General features: G+C 45.9%; 14 protein-coding genes. 2 read left to right on the forward strand and 12 right to left on the reverse strand.

The features are described 5' to 3' along the window. Window positions 1–129 precede the first annotated feature (129 nt). The 4 genes from MHI25_RS24275 to MHI25_RS24290 form a co-directional block, all read right to left on the reverse strand. Complete coding sequence (locus MHI25_RS24275) at window positions 130–2193, reverse strand: glycosyl hydrolase 115 family protein (protein WP_340394503.1); 2064 nt, start codon at window positions 2191–2193, stop codon at window positions 130–132. A gap of 857 nt (window positions 2194–3050) precedes the next feature. Further along, window positions 3051–5726, reverse strand: coding sequence for a ComEC/Rec2 family competence protein (locus MHI25_RS24280; RefSeq protein ID WP_340394504.1), 2676 nt, complete (start codon window positions 5724–5726; stop codon window positions 3051–3053). Window positions 5727–5846: 120 nt separating this feature from the next. Beyond that, complete coding sequence (locus tag MHI25_RS24285) at window positions 5847–6365, reverse strand: dCMP deaminase family protein (RefSeq protein WP_076137388.1); 519 nt, start codon at window positions 6363–6365, stop codon at window positions 5847–5849. A 113-nt stretch (window positions 6366–6478) separates the two neighbouring features. Further along, window positions 6479–7180: a ComEA family DNA-binding protein gene (locus MHI25_RS24290; RefSeq protein WP_339169382.1), complete on the reverse strand. Its 702-nt coding sequence runs from the start codon at window positions 7178–7180 to the stop codon at window positions 6479–6481. 187 nt (window positions 7181–7367) lie between these two features. Between MHI25_RS24290 and comER the strand changes: the two genes are divergently transcribed. Continuing rightward, window positions 7368–8219 carry a late competence protein ComER gene (gene comER, locus MHI25_RS24295; protein WP_036677548.1) on the forward strand — a complete coding sequence of 284 codons (852 nt, stop codon included), beginning with the start codon at window positions 7368–7370 and terminating at the stop codon, window positions 8217–8219. A 61-nt stretch (window positions 8220–8280) separates the two neighbouring features. Here comER and leuS read toward each other — a convergent pair whose 3' ends face one another. The 6 genes from leuS to MHI25_RS24325 all read right to left on the reverse strand — a co-directional run bounded on the left by leuS (window position 8281) and on the right by MHI25_RS24325 (window position 15069). Next, entirely contained in the window at window positions 8281–10731 is a 2451-nt protein-coding gene (leuS, locus tag MHI25_RS24300; protein WP_076129683.1) for a leucine--tRNA ligase, read from the reverse strand. A gap of 517 nt (window positions 10732–11248) precedes the next feature. Then, window positions 11249–12316: an AI-2E family transporter gene (locus MHI25_RS24305; protein ID WP_036677553.1), complete on the reverse strand. Its 1068-nt coding sequence runs from the start codon at window positions 12314–12316 to the stop codon at window positions 11249–11251. Between the two features lie 179 nt (window positions 12317–12495). Continuing rightward, window positions 12496–12705 carry a hypothetical protein gene (locus tag MHI25_RS24310; RefSeq protein ID WP_036677557.1) on the reverse strand — a complete coding sequence of 70 codons (210 nt, stop codon included), beginning with the start codon at window positions 12703–12705 and terminating at the stop codon, window positions 12496–12498. A gap of 14 nt (window positions 12706–12719) precedes the next feature. Further along, window positions 12720–13241, reverse strand: coding sequence for a PRC-barrel domain-containing protein (locus MHI25_RS24315; protein ID WP_036677560.1), 522 nt, complete (start codon window positions 13239–13241; stop codon window positions 12720–12722). A 92-nt stretch (window positions 13242–13333) separates the two neighbouring features. Further along, window positions 13334–14485, reverse strand: a complete 1152-nt coding sequence (locus MHI25_RS24320) for a cysteine desulfurase family protein (protein ID WP_076179374.1) — start codon at window positions 14483–14485, stop codon at window positions 13334–13336. A 128-nt stretch (window positions 14486–14613) separates the two neighbouring features. Further along, on the reverse strand, window positions 14614–15069 hold the full coding sequence (locus MHI25_RS24325; protein ID WP_076129681.1) for a DUF523 domain-containing protein: 456 nt from the start codon (window positions 15067–15069) through the stop codon (window positions 14614–14616). Window positions 15070–15225: 156 nt separating this feature from the next. Here MHI25_RS24325 and MHI25_RS24330 point away from each other — a divergent pair, with 156 nt between their 5' ends. Then, on the forward strand, window positions 15226–15894 hold the full coding sequence (locus MHI25_RS24330; protein ID WP_340394506.1) for an SOS response-associated peptidase: 669 nt from the start codon (window positions 15226–15228) through the stop codon (window positions 15892–15894). 113 nt (window positions 15895–16007) lie between these two features. On the opposite strand, the gene MHI25_RS24335 is transcribed toward MHI25_RS24330, so the two are convergent. Next, complete coding sequence (locus tag MHI25_RS24335; RefSeq protein ID WP_254857104.1) at window positions 16008–17108, reverse strand: glycosyltransferase family 4 protein; 1101 nt, start codon at window positions 17106–17108, stop codon at window positions 16008–16010. A gap of 22 nt (window positions 17109–17130) precedes the next feature. Then, a complete protein-coding gene (locus tag MHI25_RS24340; protein WP_340394507.1) occupies window positions 17131–18339 on the reverse strand; it encodes a glycosyltransferase in 1209 nt (402 codons plus the stop codon). Window positions 18340–18382: the final 43 nt, after the last annotated feature.

The raw sequence follows: 18382 nt of genomic DNA on the forward strand, positions 1-18382 counted from the left end.
GCCTCACCTCTTGCCTAATAAGACTTTCCAAACTTGAAAAAGTTCCCTCTAAAATAAAAAAATAGGTCATTTATTAAAAAACACCACCGATGAACGTTTAAGCGTTCACTAGTGGTGTGTGGATATTTTTTAAAGAGAGCTGAATTTCTCCTGTAGCCGCCGTGCAAGCTCATCGTCTGATAACGGATTACGATGCGTATTTTCCAGATAGATATGCTTTTCGGTCTCGGGCATCAAATATTCCTTATACCATAAAAACATATCCGGACTATCCCCCTGAATCCGCAAAAATTTACGGGCCGTTTCTACATGATCTATAGTGTTGGCAATATTGGTCAACCAATCAGCCCGATAAAAATGCTCCCACTGGCCGATCTCTGCCCGTAAAAGAGCCTGCTGGCCCTCCTTATAATCCCAAACCGCATGAGAAGCTTCGATAAACGCCTCTGGAAATCGCTCTTCTTGGTAACACATGTACGCCTGACAAAGAGAGGATAACCCTCTGCACCCGCTCCAATGCAGCTCAATTTGAACTAGCAGTTGAACATGCAGCCTGTTTCGCTCTTTTTCGGGTAAAAGTTCCATCACCTCTAGGCACTGCTTTCGCAGCAGATACCAGACTAGTATTACTCGCTCAGCTCGATCCCTGAACCATCGAACCTGCTCTAAAAAAGGAACATCCCCTGAGGCCCAGCGCAGTCGCTCATCGCTCTCCGTCTTATTTTGCAGCCAATGCCCTATAATCTGCCTTGCCGGATGATGATAGAATTCATCGCCTGCGCGGTCGTCAGCATTAGGACCATATACTATGGTGTTTTTGAAGTAGCTTTTGTACAATTGTGCAATTCGCCCCTGCTGCGCTGTGTAGAAACGGTTAACGAAGGTCTGAAGCTGTTCATCAGCATCTGCTGTTCCATCCATCCACAACTTTGCTGTCAGATCTAATGTATAGAGATGAGGCAAAATATTCCCTGAATTCACTAGCAGATATTCACTAGCCCCTGCCGCAAATGCCCCCTGTAATTCCTCCACTATAAAGGACGGATCCGTTGGGAATTGTGTTAGATGATTAGAGGCCTGCAAGTCGTGGAAGGTGACGTGGTAATATACCCCGTTTTTGCCTTGATCTCCTGCCTCGGGTAGAGCAGGCACGCGCAGATTCAGATGGCCATGTCGTCGCGACACCATTTTACCGTATCCGTTATCCGCCCATATTTTAATAACACCTTCTGGCACTTCGATCTTTCCTTGTTTATACAGCTCTGCAATTTCTCCGTACATCGCCATACAGCACACAGGCTGGTCCACATATTCACAGATCATATCGTATTGCTTGCGAACTACAAATGAGATCAAATCGCCCCGTTTCTCCGGAGTATCAAAAGAGGGATCATTCTCCCAAAAAGGTTTATCACCCTGTCCGCGGAAAGAGAGCACCCAGAGTGTTTTTTCATCTTTTTGCCGCTCGATGGCCTCTCTCCACAGCTGTTCAAACAATTCTGGATATTCTTTATAGCTGGCTTGCTTGCCCGGAAAAGCACGTAGGAACATTTGCGCGCCAAGCGGCTCCGCATGATGATGTGTGATCCACAGTCCCATATCCACCGCAAGCTGATGATGAATTCCGTTTCTCGGCAAATCTGTCCCCGGGATTACCATATTTCCACCACAGCGCAGCAGCGCTTCAAAAACAGGCTCCCATACCTCCGCCGTCGGAGGATAATCCTCCTTCCAGCCGATAAGACACACTTCATCATTCACGAACCAACCTCGGTAGCGTACCTTTGGCTGAATGCTGTTGTAATCAGAAATAGGTAAATTGATCGCATCTTTCTTAACAGGAGGAAGCTCCGCCCAGAACCAGAAGGGATCGACACCAAGCACGTGGCGGCTATAATGAAGCATCCCATAAATAATGCCCAATTCATCGCGGCCGATAATATGCAAGATCCGATCCTCTTCACTACCTGTAAAACGCAAACAAAAACCCTCCGCCCATTCCGGGCAGCCATCATCCTCTGTCGCATAACGAATAATTACAGTAGCTGCTGCTCCTTGTACCGGAGCTTTTCCGAACACCTGCTCATGATCCCTGGCGATCATCCGCCAAGCATGTCCAATTGGATTACTGCGTTCCACTTGAACATCATATACACTTTCCGCTGTGACTCTAAATTCTGCATATGTATTCACTATCGCTTCATCTCCTAATTCGCTACAAAACACGGAGGACACAAGCTTCTCACCACCGCACTTTGCAACATAGTTTAAGTAGGCATAGAGTTTACCAGAATCTTCTATCTCTATTATAAAGCGTTTACATAGATTGTGCATGCGTACGTAATAATTACTGGAGGAGGACGGCGGTTCCTAGAGCTACTGGATTAGAGCAGCTGGTGCTAAACAGGACAACAGTTACAGTATTAGAGCAGCTGGTGCTAAACAGGACAACAGTTACAGTATTAGAGCAGCTGGTGCTAAACAGGACAACAGTTACAGTATTAGAGTAGTTGGTGCTAGAACAGGGACAGTAGCTACTACGCTAAAACAGCAGGTGCTAGACAGGATATCATCTGCATTATTAGAGCAGCTGGTGCTAGAACAAATGGACTGGGATCATCAGCAAGTAACAGGAACTTATGTGAAAGTTAGTATCGCTACAACGATAATATGTAACTGAGGTGCTTTGATATGTTCATATGGAGCGTTTAGTTGCACTTTGTGCAACTAAAAAAGATCTTTCCAGCTCATAAAGTGATTTAGTTGCACTTCATGCAACTATTTCTGCTCAAAATTAGAAAAATAGGCGTTTTTCCAGATTTTAAGTGTACAAAGTGCAACTAAATGAAGATCCAGCTACTTTAAGGTGCGATCTATTGCACAAAGTGCAACTAAACAAGGTTTTAGATTTTATAGTGGTGTAAAAGACCACGAAAGGAGCTTTAAAGGGGCTTTAAGGAGCTTTAAAGGGGCCTTAAAGGGACTTTATAGAGCCTGCGAAAATTAACATACACCAACCCAGCACTCAATCACATTACTCGACTACCTCCCTAATCCGCTCCCTCCGCCAACTTATGACGCACAATAATCCCGTCGGCCCGCACACGCATCTGGATCTCTCCCTGCTGATCCGTTCTAAAAATAGCAGCTTGATTAGCTTCCAAACGTTCCAATACCTCAGCTTTCGGATGACCATATAGATTATTTACTCCTGCAGAAATCACCGCAGCGGCTGGGTGCCAAAACTGCAGCCAAGACTCGCCTGTTGAAGTTTTGCTCCCATGGTGAGCTACTTTCAAAACGTCAATGACAGGTCCTGCGTTAATGCGCTTTTGCAGGGCTTGCTGCACAATCTCCTCCTCGGCTTCCAGATCCATATCTCCGGTAAATAGAAAATTTCTTCCGTTCATCTCTAGACGAAAAACTACAGAATCGTGGTTCTGATCCTCCAGCAGTGGGATGCTATTCAGCATAGAAGAACCTGACGCTGCTCCCTCTCTATCTTGTTCTTCCGGCCATAAAAAGGACAGCTCCGTCTTATCATCCGGGGAAAGCCTCATTCCCTGATGTACGGCATACAGTTGAACATTGTTCTCCAGCGCAGTCCGCATCATCTCCATATAAGATTCACGGTCAGCGAGTGTGCCATTAAAAAGCAGTGCCGAAACCGGAATCGCCTCCATAACGGCTTGGAGTCCCCCGGCATGATCCTGATCCCCATGAGTCAAAATAATCGCGTCCAGACGGTGGATCCCACGTTTTTTAAGCAAAGGCACCAACACTTTAGCCCCTACCTCGAACGGGCTGCGGCGAATGCGCCATTCTTCTTTTTGCCCAAAATTTAACGTTCCTCCACCATCTACAAGAATATGAGCTCCTTTTGGTGTAGTGATGAGGATACTGTCGCCTTGCCCGATATCCAGGTAACTAATCGTCCCTTTACCCGCTTGACGTTCTGACTGATAACCCTTGTACAGCATTAGGCCCAGTCCAACCGCAGATAGTAGAACAATCGCTCCGCTCCAACGTACAATCTTAGGTTCATCCAAAAAATACTGTGCGCTCCCCGTTCCCCCAAACCCGCCGTGCTTGTTCACAGATAAACCAATCTCAGCTAACGGCCTCGTCTCATCCTCCATATACTGAGGTGTTGCGCGGGCTTCTACTCTTAGCTTGGCAGCATACAACAGCCCATACAATAAGACATAATACACTCCGATCCACAGCAGTGAAGGCGAGCGCCAAATCAGAACTCCACCAGCAAAACCATTAATCCATTCAACCGCATAAAAAGTAACGTTATTCAGCAGCTCCGTAATATGTGCCAAAAAAATCGCGGCATCTCCCCACAATCGTCCAAGCAGTAGCGCAAGCGTTCCTAACGGCAATACGATAAAAGTAATAAAGGGCACAAAAACCAGATTAGCCACTAAAGACAGCAGAGAAAATTGATTAAAATAATAAATCGTCAATGGAAATGAGACCAACTGGGCAACTAGAGTCACAGAGACGGCGCTTTTAAGCCAGCGTGGCAGTGCGCTCAGCAGAGGGTCCATAAGCGGAACGTAGACCATTAATCCTAAGGTCACCAGAAACGACAACTGGAAACTGACACTGAGCAGCATGTAAGGATTCCAAATCAGCATAACCAGTGCCGCTGCAGCCAAAATATTCAGTCCATCCTTCAGCATGCCAACTCGTGCAGCGAGCAATGCAATCATACTCATTAATCCCGCACGCACGATAGACGGACCCGCACCTGTCAACAGGACGTATACAGGAACGAGCACTAAGGTGACTGTTAGCGTGGTTTCTTTTGTCATCCGTAAGCGCCTGAATATAAATAAAAGAACACCAACATACACCGCAACATGCATACCTGAAATGGCGAGGATATGTGTCAAACCAAGTTGTGAGAACTGCTTAAAGGTATCCGGATCGAGATCATCCTGCATCCCAATCACCAAACCCTTCATATATCCAGAGTGGCGCGCTTGAAACAGCCGATCCGTCTCCGCTCCAAGAATTGCCCGCGCTTTATCATTCCAGCGTAAGATCATTAACGGATTCCATGAATCTGGAGCAGTTGCTTGTACATTTTCTGCACCTTGACTCTTTAGAATCCAGTGAATCTTCTGCGTATGCAAATAGGCCCTATAATCAAACCCTCCGTAATTCCGCGCTGTTGCTGGCTCTTCAAGTACACCGTTTAGCGACACCTGATCCCCTCTGCGCCACTCCGCAGCAATAGCGATTTCTTGCTCGGCAAGTAGTTTGATCTGCACCATAATTAACTCCCCATGCACTCTTTTATCTTGTTCGTCCCGCGGATCAGGTGAAGCGGCATCTTCCTCAGTAATCAACGATAACTCTGAGAGCTTCATCGTGAAATCAACCCGGTCCCCGTCCCGTTCCACAACGGAAACTATCGTCCCCTTAGCCTCCACGGCAGTCTCATTCAACTCCGACAATAATCTCCCTAGCGCTTCAGGCAGGTGACTTAAATTGCGGCCTTCATTCCATTCCCAATATCCAGCGGATAAACTAATCGCCAAACAAAATATCGCCAGCTGTTTCCATCTCATGTTCACCCAAACCCTCATACTCACCAGTAAAATTAATAAACCAGCCCACGCCAACCACGTTCTAAACCCTGAACCTAAACACGCTGCTGCGCTTCCAGCAATCCAGCACACTGTAAAACTTAATAAGGGTCTCTCCTTCATGCCTCCACTCTCCTCCTTTCGCAAGATTTAACAAAAAAAAAGAACCTCTGCATACGCCATAAAAGCGCACGAGAGGTTCTTCCTCAAGCCATCTTATTCAATTAGGGTTGTACAATACAGCTACTCCGCTACTTTAATCATCGTTTCACTTGGCGGCTCATAGTTCTCCAATTGGCGAAATACGATGCCTTTGGCAGCCATCATTGCTTCTACCTTTTCCATATCCTTACGGTAAGGACGATAATACACAATCTCCACAATACCGCTATTAGCCAGCATATTTGCACAGGTCCAGCAAGGCTCATCCGTCACGTAGACGGTACTGCCTTCCCGGTCAATCCGGTCTGTGAATAGCAAAAGATTCTGTTCGGCATGAATCGTGCGAATGCAGCGCTGTTTCTTCACCATAGTCTCTACGCCATCCACGATCTCCATCTCATATTGCTCCGAGAGCATACAACCTGCCTCTGAGCAATCAGGTACGCCCATTGGCGCCCCGTTGTACGCGGTACCAAGCAGCTTCTTGCCTTGCACCAGTACAGCACCTACATGTCGTCGTGAGCAGCGTGAACGTGTTGAGACCATACAGGCAATGTCCATGAAATAAGTATCCCAGTCTTTACGATAGGCAGTAGTCATAATCAATCTCCATATCCTTCTAAATAGTTGTTAACTATTGTAGCACATCCCCGCAAGTTTTCACTAGGACAACGGTTGTGGCACTTCCAACGATCTTCATTTCTTATTTATCTTCAAAATATTACTAAAGCTTTTAACTTCTCCAGCATTTTAGGTCCTATCCCCTTTACCTTCCCCAGATCAGACAGGCTGCGAAAGGTCCCTGCACGGTTGCGGTAATCCATAATTGCCTGAGCCTTCTTTTCTCCGATGCCCGGAAGATCCATCAGCTCCTTAACACCCGCAGTATTCACATTTACTTTACCTTCCTGTGAAGCTGCTGATATGGAAAGCTCAGTTGTCTCCTTAGCCGCAACAACTTTATCCCCTGCCGGCGTTTGCTTCCCTGCAATGTTTGGCATTTGAACTTCTGCCCCTGCTGGTGTTTGGCCTTCTGCCATTGGCGTTTGGCCCGCTCCTTCTGCTCTCTCCCCCGCAACTGCTGTCGAAGCTTTTTCAGCTGCCGAAGTTTGGTCAGCTTGTTCTGCTTGCGCAGCCTCCTTAACCTTCTCACCTTCTTCAGCATTCCCAGCAGCTTCAGCCTGCCCTGCATCTTTCTCTAAATGTAGCTTATTTCCCTTCGTCTGATGACCTCCCTCACTGCCCCCAGCAGCTGGAGCGGCACCAGACTCAGCGATTCCAACCGCTTGCTCCATACCAACATTCAAAGTCTCCCACCCGGCAATCCCGGAATCGCCCTTGCTCCCTGCCGCCCATAAAAGCCCACTTCCTATTACAGCAGCAGCCACTCCGAGTACGATACTTCCTTTATTCATATTACTTTCCTCCTCACAAAAATTCTTCTTATGCCTTTTTGTGAATCTTCATACATTCCTGCGGCTGGAAACTCCTTTAATAATTCATACAAAACCTGTCATCTGTCCAAGTCTATCCTGCATACATATAACGAAGAGCATTCATGTCAGTTAGTAAATAAGCAACGCTAGAAAGGAGGAACCACAGGTGAAAGTTGGATTTATCGGAACAGGCAGCATGGGCAGCCTGCTGATTGACGCCTTTCTTTCTTCCGGAGCCCTGAATCCGTGCGATGTACTCGCCAGCAACCGCAGTCTGAATAAACTGCTGGAGCTAGAAGATCGTCATCCCGGCATAAACTTATGCGGAAGCAATAGTGAAACAGCGACTGGAAGTGACATTGTTTTTTTATGTGTAAAACCGCTGGAATTCAAAACCTTAACAGATGAGATCGGCCCTTATCTCCGTAGCGATCAAATCGTCGTATCCATTACAAGTCCCGTTCAATTGCAACATCTGGAATCCGCTTTGCCGTCCAAAATAGCCAAGATCATCCCCAGCATTACACACTGTGTCAAAAGTGGGACATCACTGTGCATATTTGGCAGCAGGCTTAATAAAGAAGACAGGCTCGTGCTGCTGCAGCTGTTGTCTTTCATAGGTGTTCCTTTGGAAATTCAAGAGGCCCATACCCGAATCGCTTCTGATTTCTCCAGCTGCGGACCTGCGTTCTTGAGCTATTTCATTGAACGCTGGATTGAAGCTGCGGTGGAAGTTACCGGGATTGAAGAGACGTTAATCAGCCGGCTTGCAGGTGAAATGCTGCTTGGAACAGGCAAGCTGCTAACAGAAGGAGAATTCACCCCGCAAGAGCTTCAAGAACGTGTAGCTGTCCGTGGTGGGATTACCGCAGAGGCACTGAACCATCTTCGCATTAGCCTTGAGGGCGTATTCGAACGTCTCATCATGACTACCCATGATAAATACGATGAGGATGTTACCAAGCTGGATGCGTTATTTGGGCATGACGGTATTATTCAAAGTCCCGTAGACCGTTAGAAAACAATAAAACCCGCAGCACGGAATTCTCCGTTGCTGCGGGCAATATTGCGTTCTTCGCTTAACCCACTACGATATTTACAAGCTTGCCAGGAACCGCAATGATCTTGCGTACGGTTTTACCTTCTACTGCTGCACTCACATTCGGGAGTGACAACGCATGAGCTTGCATCTCTTCTTGACCCATATCCTGCGGGATCAATGCGCGTTGTACGATTTTACCATTTACCTGAATAACGATTTCAACCTCAGCATCCACCGTCCATGCTTCATCATACGTTGGCCAAGCCACGTAGCTGATACTTCCTTCGTGACCGAGCAGCTGCCACAGCTCTTCAGCGATGTGAGGCGCCAGTGGTGACAACATTTGTACGAAGTGTTCAGCAGCTTCTTGGGACAAAGTTTCTTGCTTATAAGCATCGTTAATAAAAATCATCAATTGGCTAATTGAGGTATTGAAACGCAGATGCTCGAAATCATCAGTGACCTTCTTAATGGTCTTGTGCCAAGTGCGTTTGAACTCGTCAGTGCCACCGTCTGCTGTGATTTTGGTGCTCAGCTTACCATCTTCACTCACGAACAGGCGCCATACACGGGACAAGAAACGGTGAACTCCTTCTACACCCTTTTCATTCCAAGGTTTGGTTGCTTCCAGAGGGCCCATAAACATTTCATACACACGCAGCGTATCTGCACCAAATGCTTCTACAATCTCATCAGGGTTGATGACATTTCCGCGTGATTTACTCATTTTTTCATTATTATTTCCAAGAATCATACCTTGGTTAACCAGCTTATGGAAAGGTTCTTTTGTTTCAACTACGCCGAGATCATAAAGCACCTTGTGCCAGAATCGTGCATAGAGCAAGTGAAGCACGGCATGTTCCGCTCCACCAATATACAGATCTACTGGAAGCCATGCTTTTTGTTTCTCAGGGGAGCACAGCTCTTGATCATTTTTCGGATCAATATAACGCAGGTAATACCAGCAGCTGCCCGCCCATTGCGGCATGGTGTTCGTCTCGCGGCGAGCCTTCATGCCAGTCTCAGGATCGATAGTTTCCACCCACTCTGTTACATTCGCAAGTGGAGATTCCCCTGTACCCGAAGGTTTGATTGCCTCTACATCTGGCAGTACCAGCGGCAGCTGATCAACCGGAACAGTCTTCATTGTGCCGTCTTCCAAATGCAGAATTGGAATGGGCTCTCCCCAGTAGCGTTGACGGCTGAACAGCCAGTCACGCAGACGATAAGTTACTTTGCCTTTACCTACGCCCTTCTCTTCCAACCAAGCAATCATCTTCGCAATCGCTTCTTCATTCTTGAGTCCATTCAGGAAATCAGAATTGACATGCGGGCCATCTCCAGAATAAGCCTCTTCTTCAACGTTGCCGCCTTGAACGACTTCCACGATATTCAGGCCGAATTGTTTAGCAAATTCCCAGTCGCGAGTATCGTGACCCGGAACTGCCATAATTGCTCCCGTTCCGTAACCAGCAAGCACATAATCTGCAATCCAGATTGGCGCCTTAGCACCATTCACAGGATTAATTGCATATGCGCCTGTGAAGACACCGCTCTTCTCTTTCGCCAAATCCGTACGCTCCAGATCGCTCTTACGAGAAGCTTTTTCACGATATTCTGCCACAGCAGCACGCTGTGCTTCAGTTGTAATCACATCAACAAGCTCATGCTCTGGTGCCAATACGCAGTAACTTGCTCCGAACAGTGTATCTGGACGTGTAGTAAACACGGTCAGGTTAGCTTCGTGACCTTCAATGTTAAAGTTCACTTCTGCACCTGTTGATTTCCCGATCCAGTTGCGCTGCATATCCTTGATGCTTTCGGACCAATCCAGCTCTTCCAGATCCTCCAGCAAACGCTCAGCGTACTCTGTAATTCTCAGAATCCATTGACGCATCGGTTTGCGCACGACAGGGTGACCTCCGCGCTCACTTTTACCATCGATAACCTCTTCGTTGGCAAGTACCGTACCCAGTGCCTCACACCAGTTAACAGGTACTTCTGCTACATAAGCCAGGCCTTTGTTATACAACTGGATAAAAATCCATTGTGTCCATTTATAATAATCCGGATCTGTCGTACTGATCTCGCGGTCCCAATCGTAGGAGAAACCCAGCGATTTGATCTGACGACGGAAATTATCGATGTTCTTATCGGTAAAATCACGTGGATGCTGGCCGGTATCCATCGCATACTGCTCTGCCGGAAGTCCAAAAGCATCCCAGCCCATCGGATGCAATACGTTGAAACCGCGCATCCGTTTGTAGCGAGAAACGATATCCGTCGCTGTGTAACCCTCTGGATGACCTACGTGCAGTCCTGCACCTGAAGGATACGGAAACATATCCAGTGCATAAAAATTGGGTTTTTCAGGATCTTCTCCTGTCTTAAAGCTTTTGTTCTCATCCCAGAACTTTTGCCATTTCGGCTCAATAGCCTGCGCCCGGTAACCAGTAGCGGGTATGCTATTTGTTTGATTGTCGCTCATTGTCTGCTCCTCCTTGGAGTGTTACTTCTTAGATTTCTTATTCCTTAACCAAGCATATACGCCCTCGGTGTCCTTATAAGGACGGTAAGCATTTATGCGGGAAATATAAGACATGAAGTATTGCGTGAAACGTATACTCTCTTATATTTACAAAAAAACCTCCCATCCCTAGCGTATTATCGCTAGGGACGAGAGGTTATAATTCCCGTGGTACCACCCTAGTTAGCGGCTGAATATACTTTATTCTGCCACTCACTTTGCACCCTTTAGCGGGGGTGAGGCGACGGCGGTTCATTCATGACATCCATTATCTCTTATGGATATCCTGTAAACTTGCACCGTTACTCCGAGGTGAGTTCACTCTGTTCCGTTAACCGACTCGCACCTTAGTGCCGGCTCTCTGCAATAACGGTATAGAATTAATACTCCTCATCATCGAACAACTATATACTGAGTCATCAGTAATATTCCCCAACATTATATACAAAACTGTTATCAATAGTCAATGATTATCCCTTTATACAGGCTTTCGTTTGATTAAAAACGCCATAAAGTGTTGAATAACGACTTTTGCAGCTGCAAAGAACGGTACAGCAAGGATCAGTCCAATCATCCCTGCCAGCTCACCACCTACCAGCAATGCAAAGATAATAAGCAGCGGATGCAAATGTAGCGTCCTGCCTACTACCTGTGGAGAAATAATATTGCTCTCCACAATTTGGCATAAAGTGTTTACCACAGCAACCAGTAGAACTAATCGAAAAGAGACGGTCGAAGCCATCACAATAGCAGGTGCAGCCCCTAGAAAAGGACCCATATACGGAACAATATTAAATACTGCCACCACACTGGCGAACAGTAAGGCATAAGGCATTCCGACGATAGCATAGCCGATATAGGCGAGCACACCTATAATGATGCAGACCAGAAATTGTCCGCGAATGTAATTGCCGAGCGCGGCATCAATATCTTTTAACAAAGTAACAATAGACTTGCGGCGTGCGCGGGGCAGACAAGAGACCACCGTCCGTTCAAATACGTCAAAATCCTTCAGAATATAGAACACCAGAAACGGCACGATAAAAGCATTGAACAGCAAGTTAATCGTTGTCCCTATGTTATCGAGAAAATGAGAAATCCCTTCGGCCAGACGATTCTCCAGTTGAAAAAACCAGTTGTTCATCCCCATTTCAACCCCAGGTGGTATTAGCCTTGTATTCATATGGCTCATCAGGCCTTGGGCTTGCAGTGTGATCTCAGGCAGATGTTCATTTAACTCTTCAAGCTGCTCAATAAACATCGGGATAAGGTTGATGGCGATCACGGTAATCGCCGTTAGAAACACTGCATATATAAGTAGAACAGCTACGCTACGCGGCATCTTCCGTCCGGCCAGCATACTAACCACGGGATTCAGCACATAGGAAATAATCATAGCTGCCAGAAATGGAGCGAGGATTGCCTTTAAGAATACAAAAATCCCCTGCAGCATCGGACGAAGCAACCAAACAAAATACAAAATGATCAGGGATAGCAGCACTCCGATCATCCAGCGGAACCATTTACTTTGGGACCATTGTTCCATGAGAGTACCCTCCTGCGGTAGAGCCTGGACTAGCTTCGTAAATAAGTATATGTATGGCCGCAGCAAAATAACCATCAAACACACAAAAAAGCGTCAATAACCTTGCAACTGATTTCAGCTGAAAGGAAATTGACGCTTAAGTACATAGAGCAGTCTTGCTTACAAAGCAAGATTCATAGTTAAGACGACGCATGAATTTGCGGGAAATCCTGAGTCATATCATCCCCGGAGAACAGGTCATCCAGTGAGCTTAGTGTGCCGTCTTCTTCAACTTGATAAACCGACATTTTCTCGCCATTTACCGTCAATTCGATGAAACAGCCCCAGCAATAAAACTGGTGGGAACCGATCTTTCCGATATCTTTGGAGTTGCAGTTTGGACACTTCATAAAATACATTCCACCTATCCGTTAACAATATTAATGGCTTTTTGTAGCCGTTCTTCGCTCATCGCAGGAACCATTAATGCATTCTCACCAATGGACATCTCGTCAGAACAAGGCAGCCATTTGCGGCCTTCGATCAAATCAGTGACAAGCCCGTCACTAATTTCCAGCGCTCCTATTGTGTTTCCCAACTTTTGGTCAAAATAAACATCAGATATTCGTCCGAGTATAGTTCCAGTTGTAGTTAGCACTTTTAAATCCTTAAGTTTGTTCTTTCCAAGTAGAAAAGTACAAGGTATATGATCGGCATCTATCTTATCAATCGACTCTTTACTACGAATCATGACAGCATCCTCGCCGTAGGCCACAATATCTTCCCATGCCACAAATTTCACATGGCCACCAAAAAAAGATTTGCTTTCCAGTTCAATACCCGTAATATTCCAGTTTGAATCGAGCAAAATATCGACAATTTTGCCGATTGCGTTACCCTCTTCAACTTCATATACAGCCAAGCCGATCAGATCTTGAAGTTTCATGGCTGCTCGGTCTCCTCACTTTGAGTGTAATTACGAGTTCTCAAAAAGTGAAAGCCCGAATGATCGGGATACCTATCATAGCCTAGAAGTAACTAGTCTCTGATACGCAGCCGATTCAGAATGGTTTCAACTTTTCGAGCAACGTACTCAATTTCTTCAGTAGTATTACCCAAACCCATGCTAAATCGAATCGCGGACCCTAAAATATTTTCTGGAAGCTCCATTGCTCTCAGAACATGGGATATTTCCAGTGATCCTGACGTGCAGGCTGAACCGCTTGCCGCCGCAATCCCGTCCATATCCAGGTTCATCAGCATAACATCTGTTCTAGCTCCCGGGAAGCTCAAATTCAGTATACTTGGCAAAAAATGATCGGTATTGCCGTTAATCGAATAACTTTCCCGTCCAATCAGCGTATCCAGCTCTTCAAGTAGTCTATTGCGCAGGAGCTGCACTTTTTGTCGACGTTCTGATAGACCTGTAACTGCTATCTCAACAGCCTTGGCAAATCCAGCAGTACCTGCTAGATTTTCTGTTCCGGCTCGTCTGCCGCGCTCCTGAAGGCCACCGTGGAGTCTTGGATGCAGCGGTGCTCCACTCCGCACATAAAGGCCACCGATCCCCCCAGGTCCATTGATTTTGTGAGCTGTAAAGCTCATGTAATCTACCGGAAGCTCCCGCAGTGTGATCGGTAAGGCACCAAGAGCTTGTACAGCATCAACATGGAACAGAATTCCCCGCTCTCTGGCAAGCTGGCCAATTTCCTGAATCGGCTGAACGGTTCCTACCTCATTATTGGCATACATTACACTGATTAGCACCGTGTCTTCCTGCACCGCTGCTTCTACGTCTGCAACGGATACTCGGCCTGTAGAATCCACAGGAAGATAAGTAACCTTAAAGCCTTCCTTCTCCAGCTCTTCGCAGGTATGTAGCACTGCATGATGCTCTATCGCAGAGGTGATAATATGATTGCCTTTCTGGGCAACAGCAGCGACAGCTCCATAGAGGGCTAGATTGTCGCTTTCGGTTCCGCCGCCAGTGAACACCCACTCTTCCGGCGAGCAGCCTAAAAAGGCGGCGATAGTATCGCGCGCCCCATTTAATATTTTCTTGGCTGAACGTCCGAACTGATGTACACTGGACGCATTTCCATATTGTTCTGTCATTATATTCAGCATGACCTTGGCCACCTCGGGATGAACCGGAGTTGATGCGGCGTGGTCCAAATAGATGGTTTTCATCATTCATTTCTCCACTTCTAGGGTATAGGACAATAGTTCGTTTTTAAGAACTATTAAATTATACCGCGCGAGAAGTTAGTTTTCCACAAACTAAAGAACACAATATTGTAATCAATTCCCTGTATAGGCTAGGATAATGACAGCCAATTCTCTTCAGAGGTAACTTCTATGCCGTTTTTTCTAAGTAAAGCCGCAGTCACGCCGTTGCCAGCGATCTTCTTCCCTTTGAACTCTCCGTTATAAATCATGGTGCTGCCGCAAGAAGGACTGTTTTCCTTGAGGACTACCATCGTGGCTGAAACCTCTTGAGCTTTTTCAAGCGTAATATAGGCCCCTTTTAAATATAGTTCTGTTACATCTGTTCCCGACCGGTCCACTACTTTTGCCGTTCCTGCAAGCACATCCTCACCATCCCCGCCGACAATTTCAGCTGGCTCTCTAGGCGTAGAGAATCCCCCTAATAATTCCGGACACACAGCAATAGCCTGATTCTCATTCAAAAGCTTCTGAATTTTCTCATCCAAACAATCCGTACCATTATATCTTACCTTCATGCCAGCTAAACAAGAGCTTACCAAAATCACCTATATGCACCGCTTTCTTCATTCATTGTGCTTCGTTTATAATAAGATACAACCCTCAACAGCCGTTCAAGCTAAGAAATATTTCGAGCATAACATGCTGATTACAAGCTGTAAACAAATCTAGCCTCAAAAACGACCGAATGGGAAGTGTATAAAATGTGCGGACGATATACAATAACAGTCACCATGGAAGAGCTGATGGTCAGATATTTTGCCAATGATTCTACCATTATCCACTATGCTCCAACATATAACGCAGCACCCATGCAGCAAATTCCGGCAGTCATTAACACAGGGTCCAGCAATAAACTTGGGGAACTGCGCTGGGGTCTGGTTCCTTCTTGGGCCAAAGATGATAAAATCGGCAGTAAAATGATCAATGCCCGGGTAGAGTCACTCCTTGAGAAGCCTTCTTTCAAGCGATTAGTAAGCTCCCGCCGCTGCATCATCCCTTCTGATGGTTTCTATGAATGGAAGGCACAGGGCAGCAGTAAACAGCCCATGCGAATCGTGATGCGCGATGGGGGTATTTTTTCAATGGCCGGATTGTATGATATTTGGATGGACCCTGAAGGTAATAAATTAAGTACCTGCACGATTATAACGACTACCCCAAATGAACTTATGGCTGAAATCCACAACCGTATGCCAGTTATTTTGAAGCCTGAGGATGAGCCTGAATGGCTAAGCCGGAGCAATCAAGACGCAACTTCGTTAATAAAGCTTCTTAAACCCTATGATCAGCATCAAATGAGAGCCTATCCGGTTTCCACTACAGTGGGAAATGTCCGGAATAATACGAAGGAATTAATCAATGAGATATAGAAAACAATATTATTCAAATGGTAGGAATGATTGTCACCCTTTTATTGATACTAATTCTGACCTCGTTGTTAATCCATGAAAAAACATCTTAACCCTGCAGATTAACCGCAGAGTTAAGACCAGCGCCGCTCAATTTGAATTCTACGTCCCATCAATTGATGATACATCTGTAGAAATCTGTCTGCATACAGCTCGGAGGACAGGTTAGTCCGGATATGCCATTCTCCATTCATCCTGATTCTGGCCCGCAGTGCCGGATCATCCATTAAGGATAGAGCAGCATTCACAGCTTCATCCAGCTGCCCTCTCGTGTATATTTTTCCAGTGTGATTGTTAATGACGAGTCTTCGAACGCCGTCTGAATCTGTAGTAAGTACAGGACAACGGCACAACATCGCCTCAGCAACCGCGTATCCAAATCCTTCCAAAATTGAGGTCGAAAGGAGCAAACCTCCCGAATCACCAATAATGCTCATATAATCTGCCATTTGCTCATGAGGAATATTGGAATACGAAATTAATCGTGAAGAAATCCCTGTCTCAGCTACAAATTGATCAAAGCTTTCTTTTTGCTCTGGATCAAACAACGTATCATCCTGAAAAATCCATAAATAAAGCTCGGGATGGATCGTCAGCAGCCTTTGCCCGATTTGCAGAAATTCCCGCCAATTCTTATTCGTTTGAATGCGTCCTACCCAACCGAGGATAGGGAAACTTTTCGCGGGATAATTGGTATATCCAAACTGATCGCAATCGATCGGATCATCAAAACAATATTGTGGAATGGTTGGAAATCCGCCTTTGAAAAGCGCCTGCAAATGGGTTGTTTCCGGATACAGCAGTGCATCGGTGAGCCTGTAAATGCGCTCTGTAAAATTATTAACGACCTGCTCAGCTTCATCTAAGGTACCTAAACCCTGCACTTCAAAAACAAGCGGCCCTTTATACCCAAACCCTCGAATCCGCTCTGCTAAGTTAATATCCGTACACACTACAATTAAGTCAAAAGCTTCACGAGCAAGCATTGCCCTGATCTCGTCATCACTATTGGTAATATGCGTTTGAATGTTACGGATATTCTGCTGTCCTTTCCCATGGTGTGTATACAGTAAATGGCACTCTACACCGCGAGCATATAACGCTTGGCAGCGAACTCGGTTCAGAGTTTGCATACCACCACTCGGGTTATAAAAAGTGAACAAAATCTTCATCATGATCACTCATTCGCAAATTATTTTAGGTAAAAGAGATCTTCAACAAATCATACAAATCTGCGCTGCGAAACAGCTCATTATAATAGTGGCTTTTGGTCGAGGGGACATGTCTGTGTCGAAATCCAATCAAGCTATGATCATCCGTGTAGTAGTTGGAAATCGTATCCCCACCCGTAGTAATCAAAGCTTCCAGCATGTACTCAATATCGAGCGCTCCTATAAAAACCTTTGGACCTAAAACTATCGTAAATGGGGTGGATAGCTGCTCAATAGCACTGCAAATCGCGTGTGACTCCACAGCCCCAGGCAGCCAAGCGAACGCTGTCGCAGGATGAGGTATGGTTTCCAATAGAGCTGATGGCTGACGTGTAGTTGATAAATCCAGCACCCGGCATTCATAATTGCTATACGTTTGTTCGTACAGATTCTCTATCCTCGTTATTTCATCCGCACAAGCATTCACTACAGGATATAAAACGGTAATCATCGCCGGAATCCCTCTGCGAAACCGCGCCTGATGGCGGGTCAAATGATAGGCATATCTCCATCTACGATGATTTTCAACCGAATGTAACTGGGCAGATACACTAAAGGTAGAATCTACACGATAATTCACCAGTTCCACCGGTATAAAGCGAATCTCACAATGTTCAGCCAGTCTCAGCCAGTAATCATAATCTTCCACCGGTTCCATTCCATAAGCTCCAACAAGCTTCGCAATCTGTGTTTTGTACATAAAAGATACGCCAATGAGCGAATAATCCAGCAATCTCTCTTTGGGCTGTGACTGATAATTACGCTGCGTAGCCAATTGATGTTCGTTGTGAAGAAACTTTCCCTCGTTATCGATGCTTTGAAAAGAACTGAACACGATGCCTAACTCCTGTGGACCTCTAACTAGCGCCCCCCGAAGGATTTCGAGGAAACGGGGTTCATAAACATTGTCGCTGGAAACCCAACTCAAATATTGAATACTGGGCTCACTAAACAAAAGATCAAAGCCAGTATTCAGTGCATGTGCTATACCCCTGTTCTGTGCGTAAGAAATAACCGTTACCCTCGGATCTTCGACAATAATGGATCTCACGAGCGGTTCCATATCTGGTGCTCCATCGATCACAACAACCAGCCGAAAATTGGTAAAAGATTGGTGTAGAACAGACTGCAGAGCTTGCCGCAGAAACTCCGGCTTTTGGGTATACACAGGCATAACTACTCCTACATCCGCCATGATTTTTACCTCTCTCTACATTGGAGTATAAAATCAGTATATT

The organism is Paenibacillus sp. FSL E2-0177, assembly GCF_037992975.1.
Lineage (GTDB): Bacteria > Bacillota > Bacilli > Paenibacillales > Paenibacillaceae > Paenibacillus_AQ > Paenibacillus_AQ odorifer.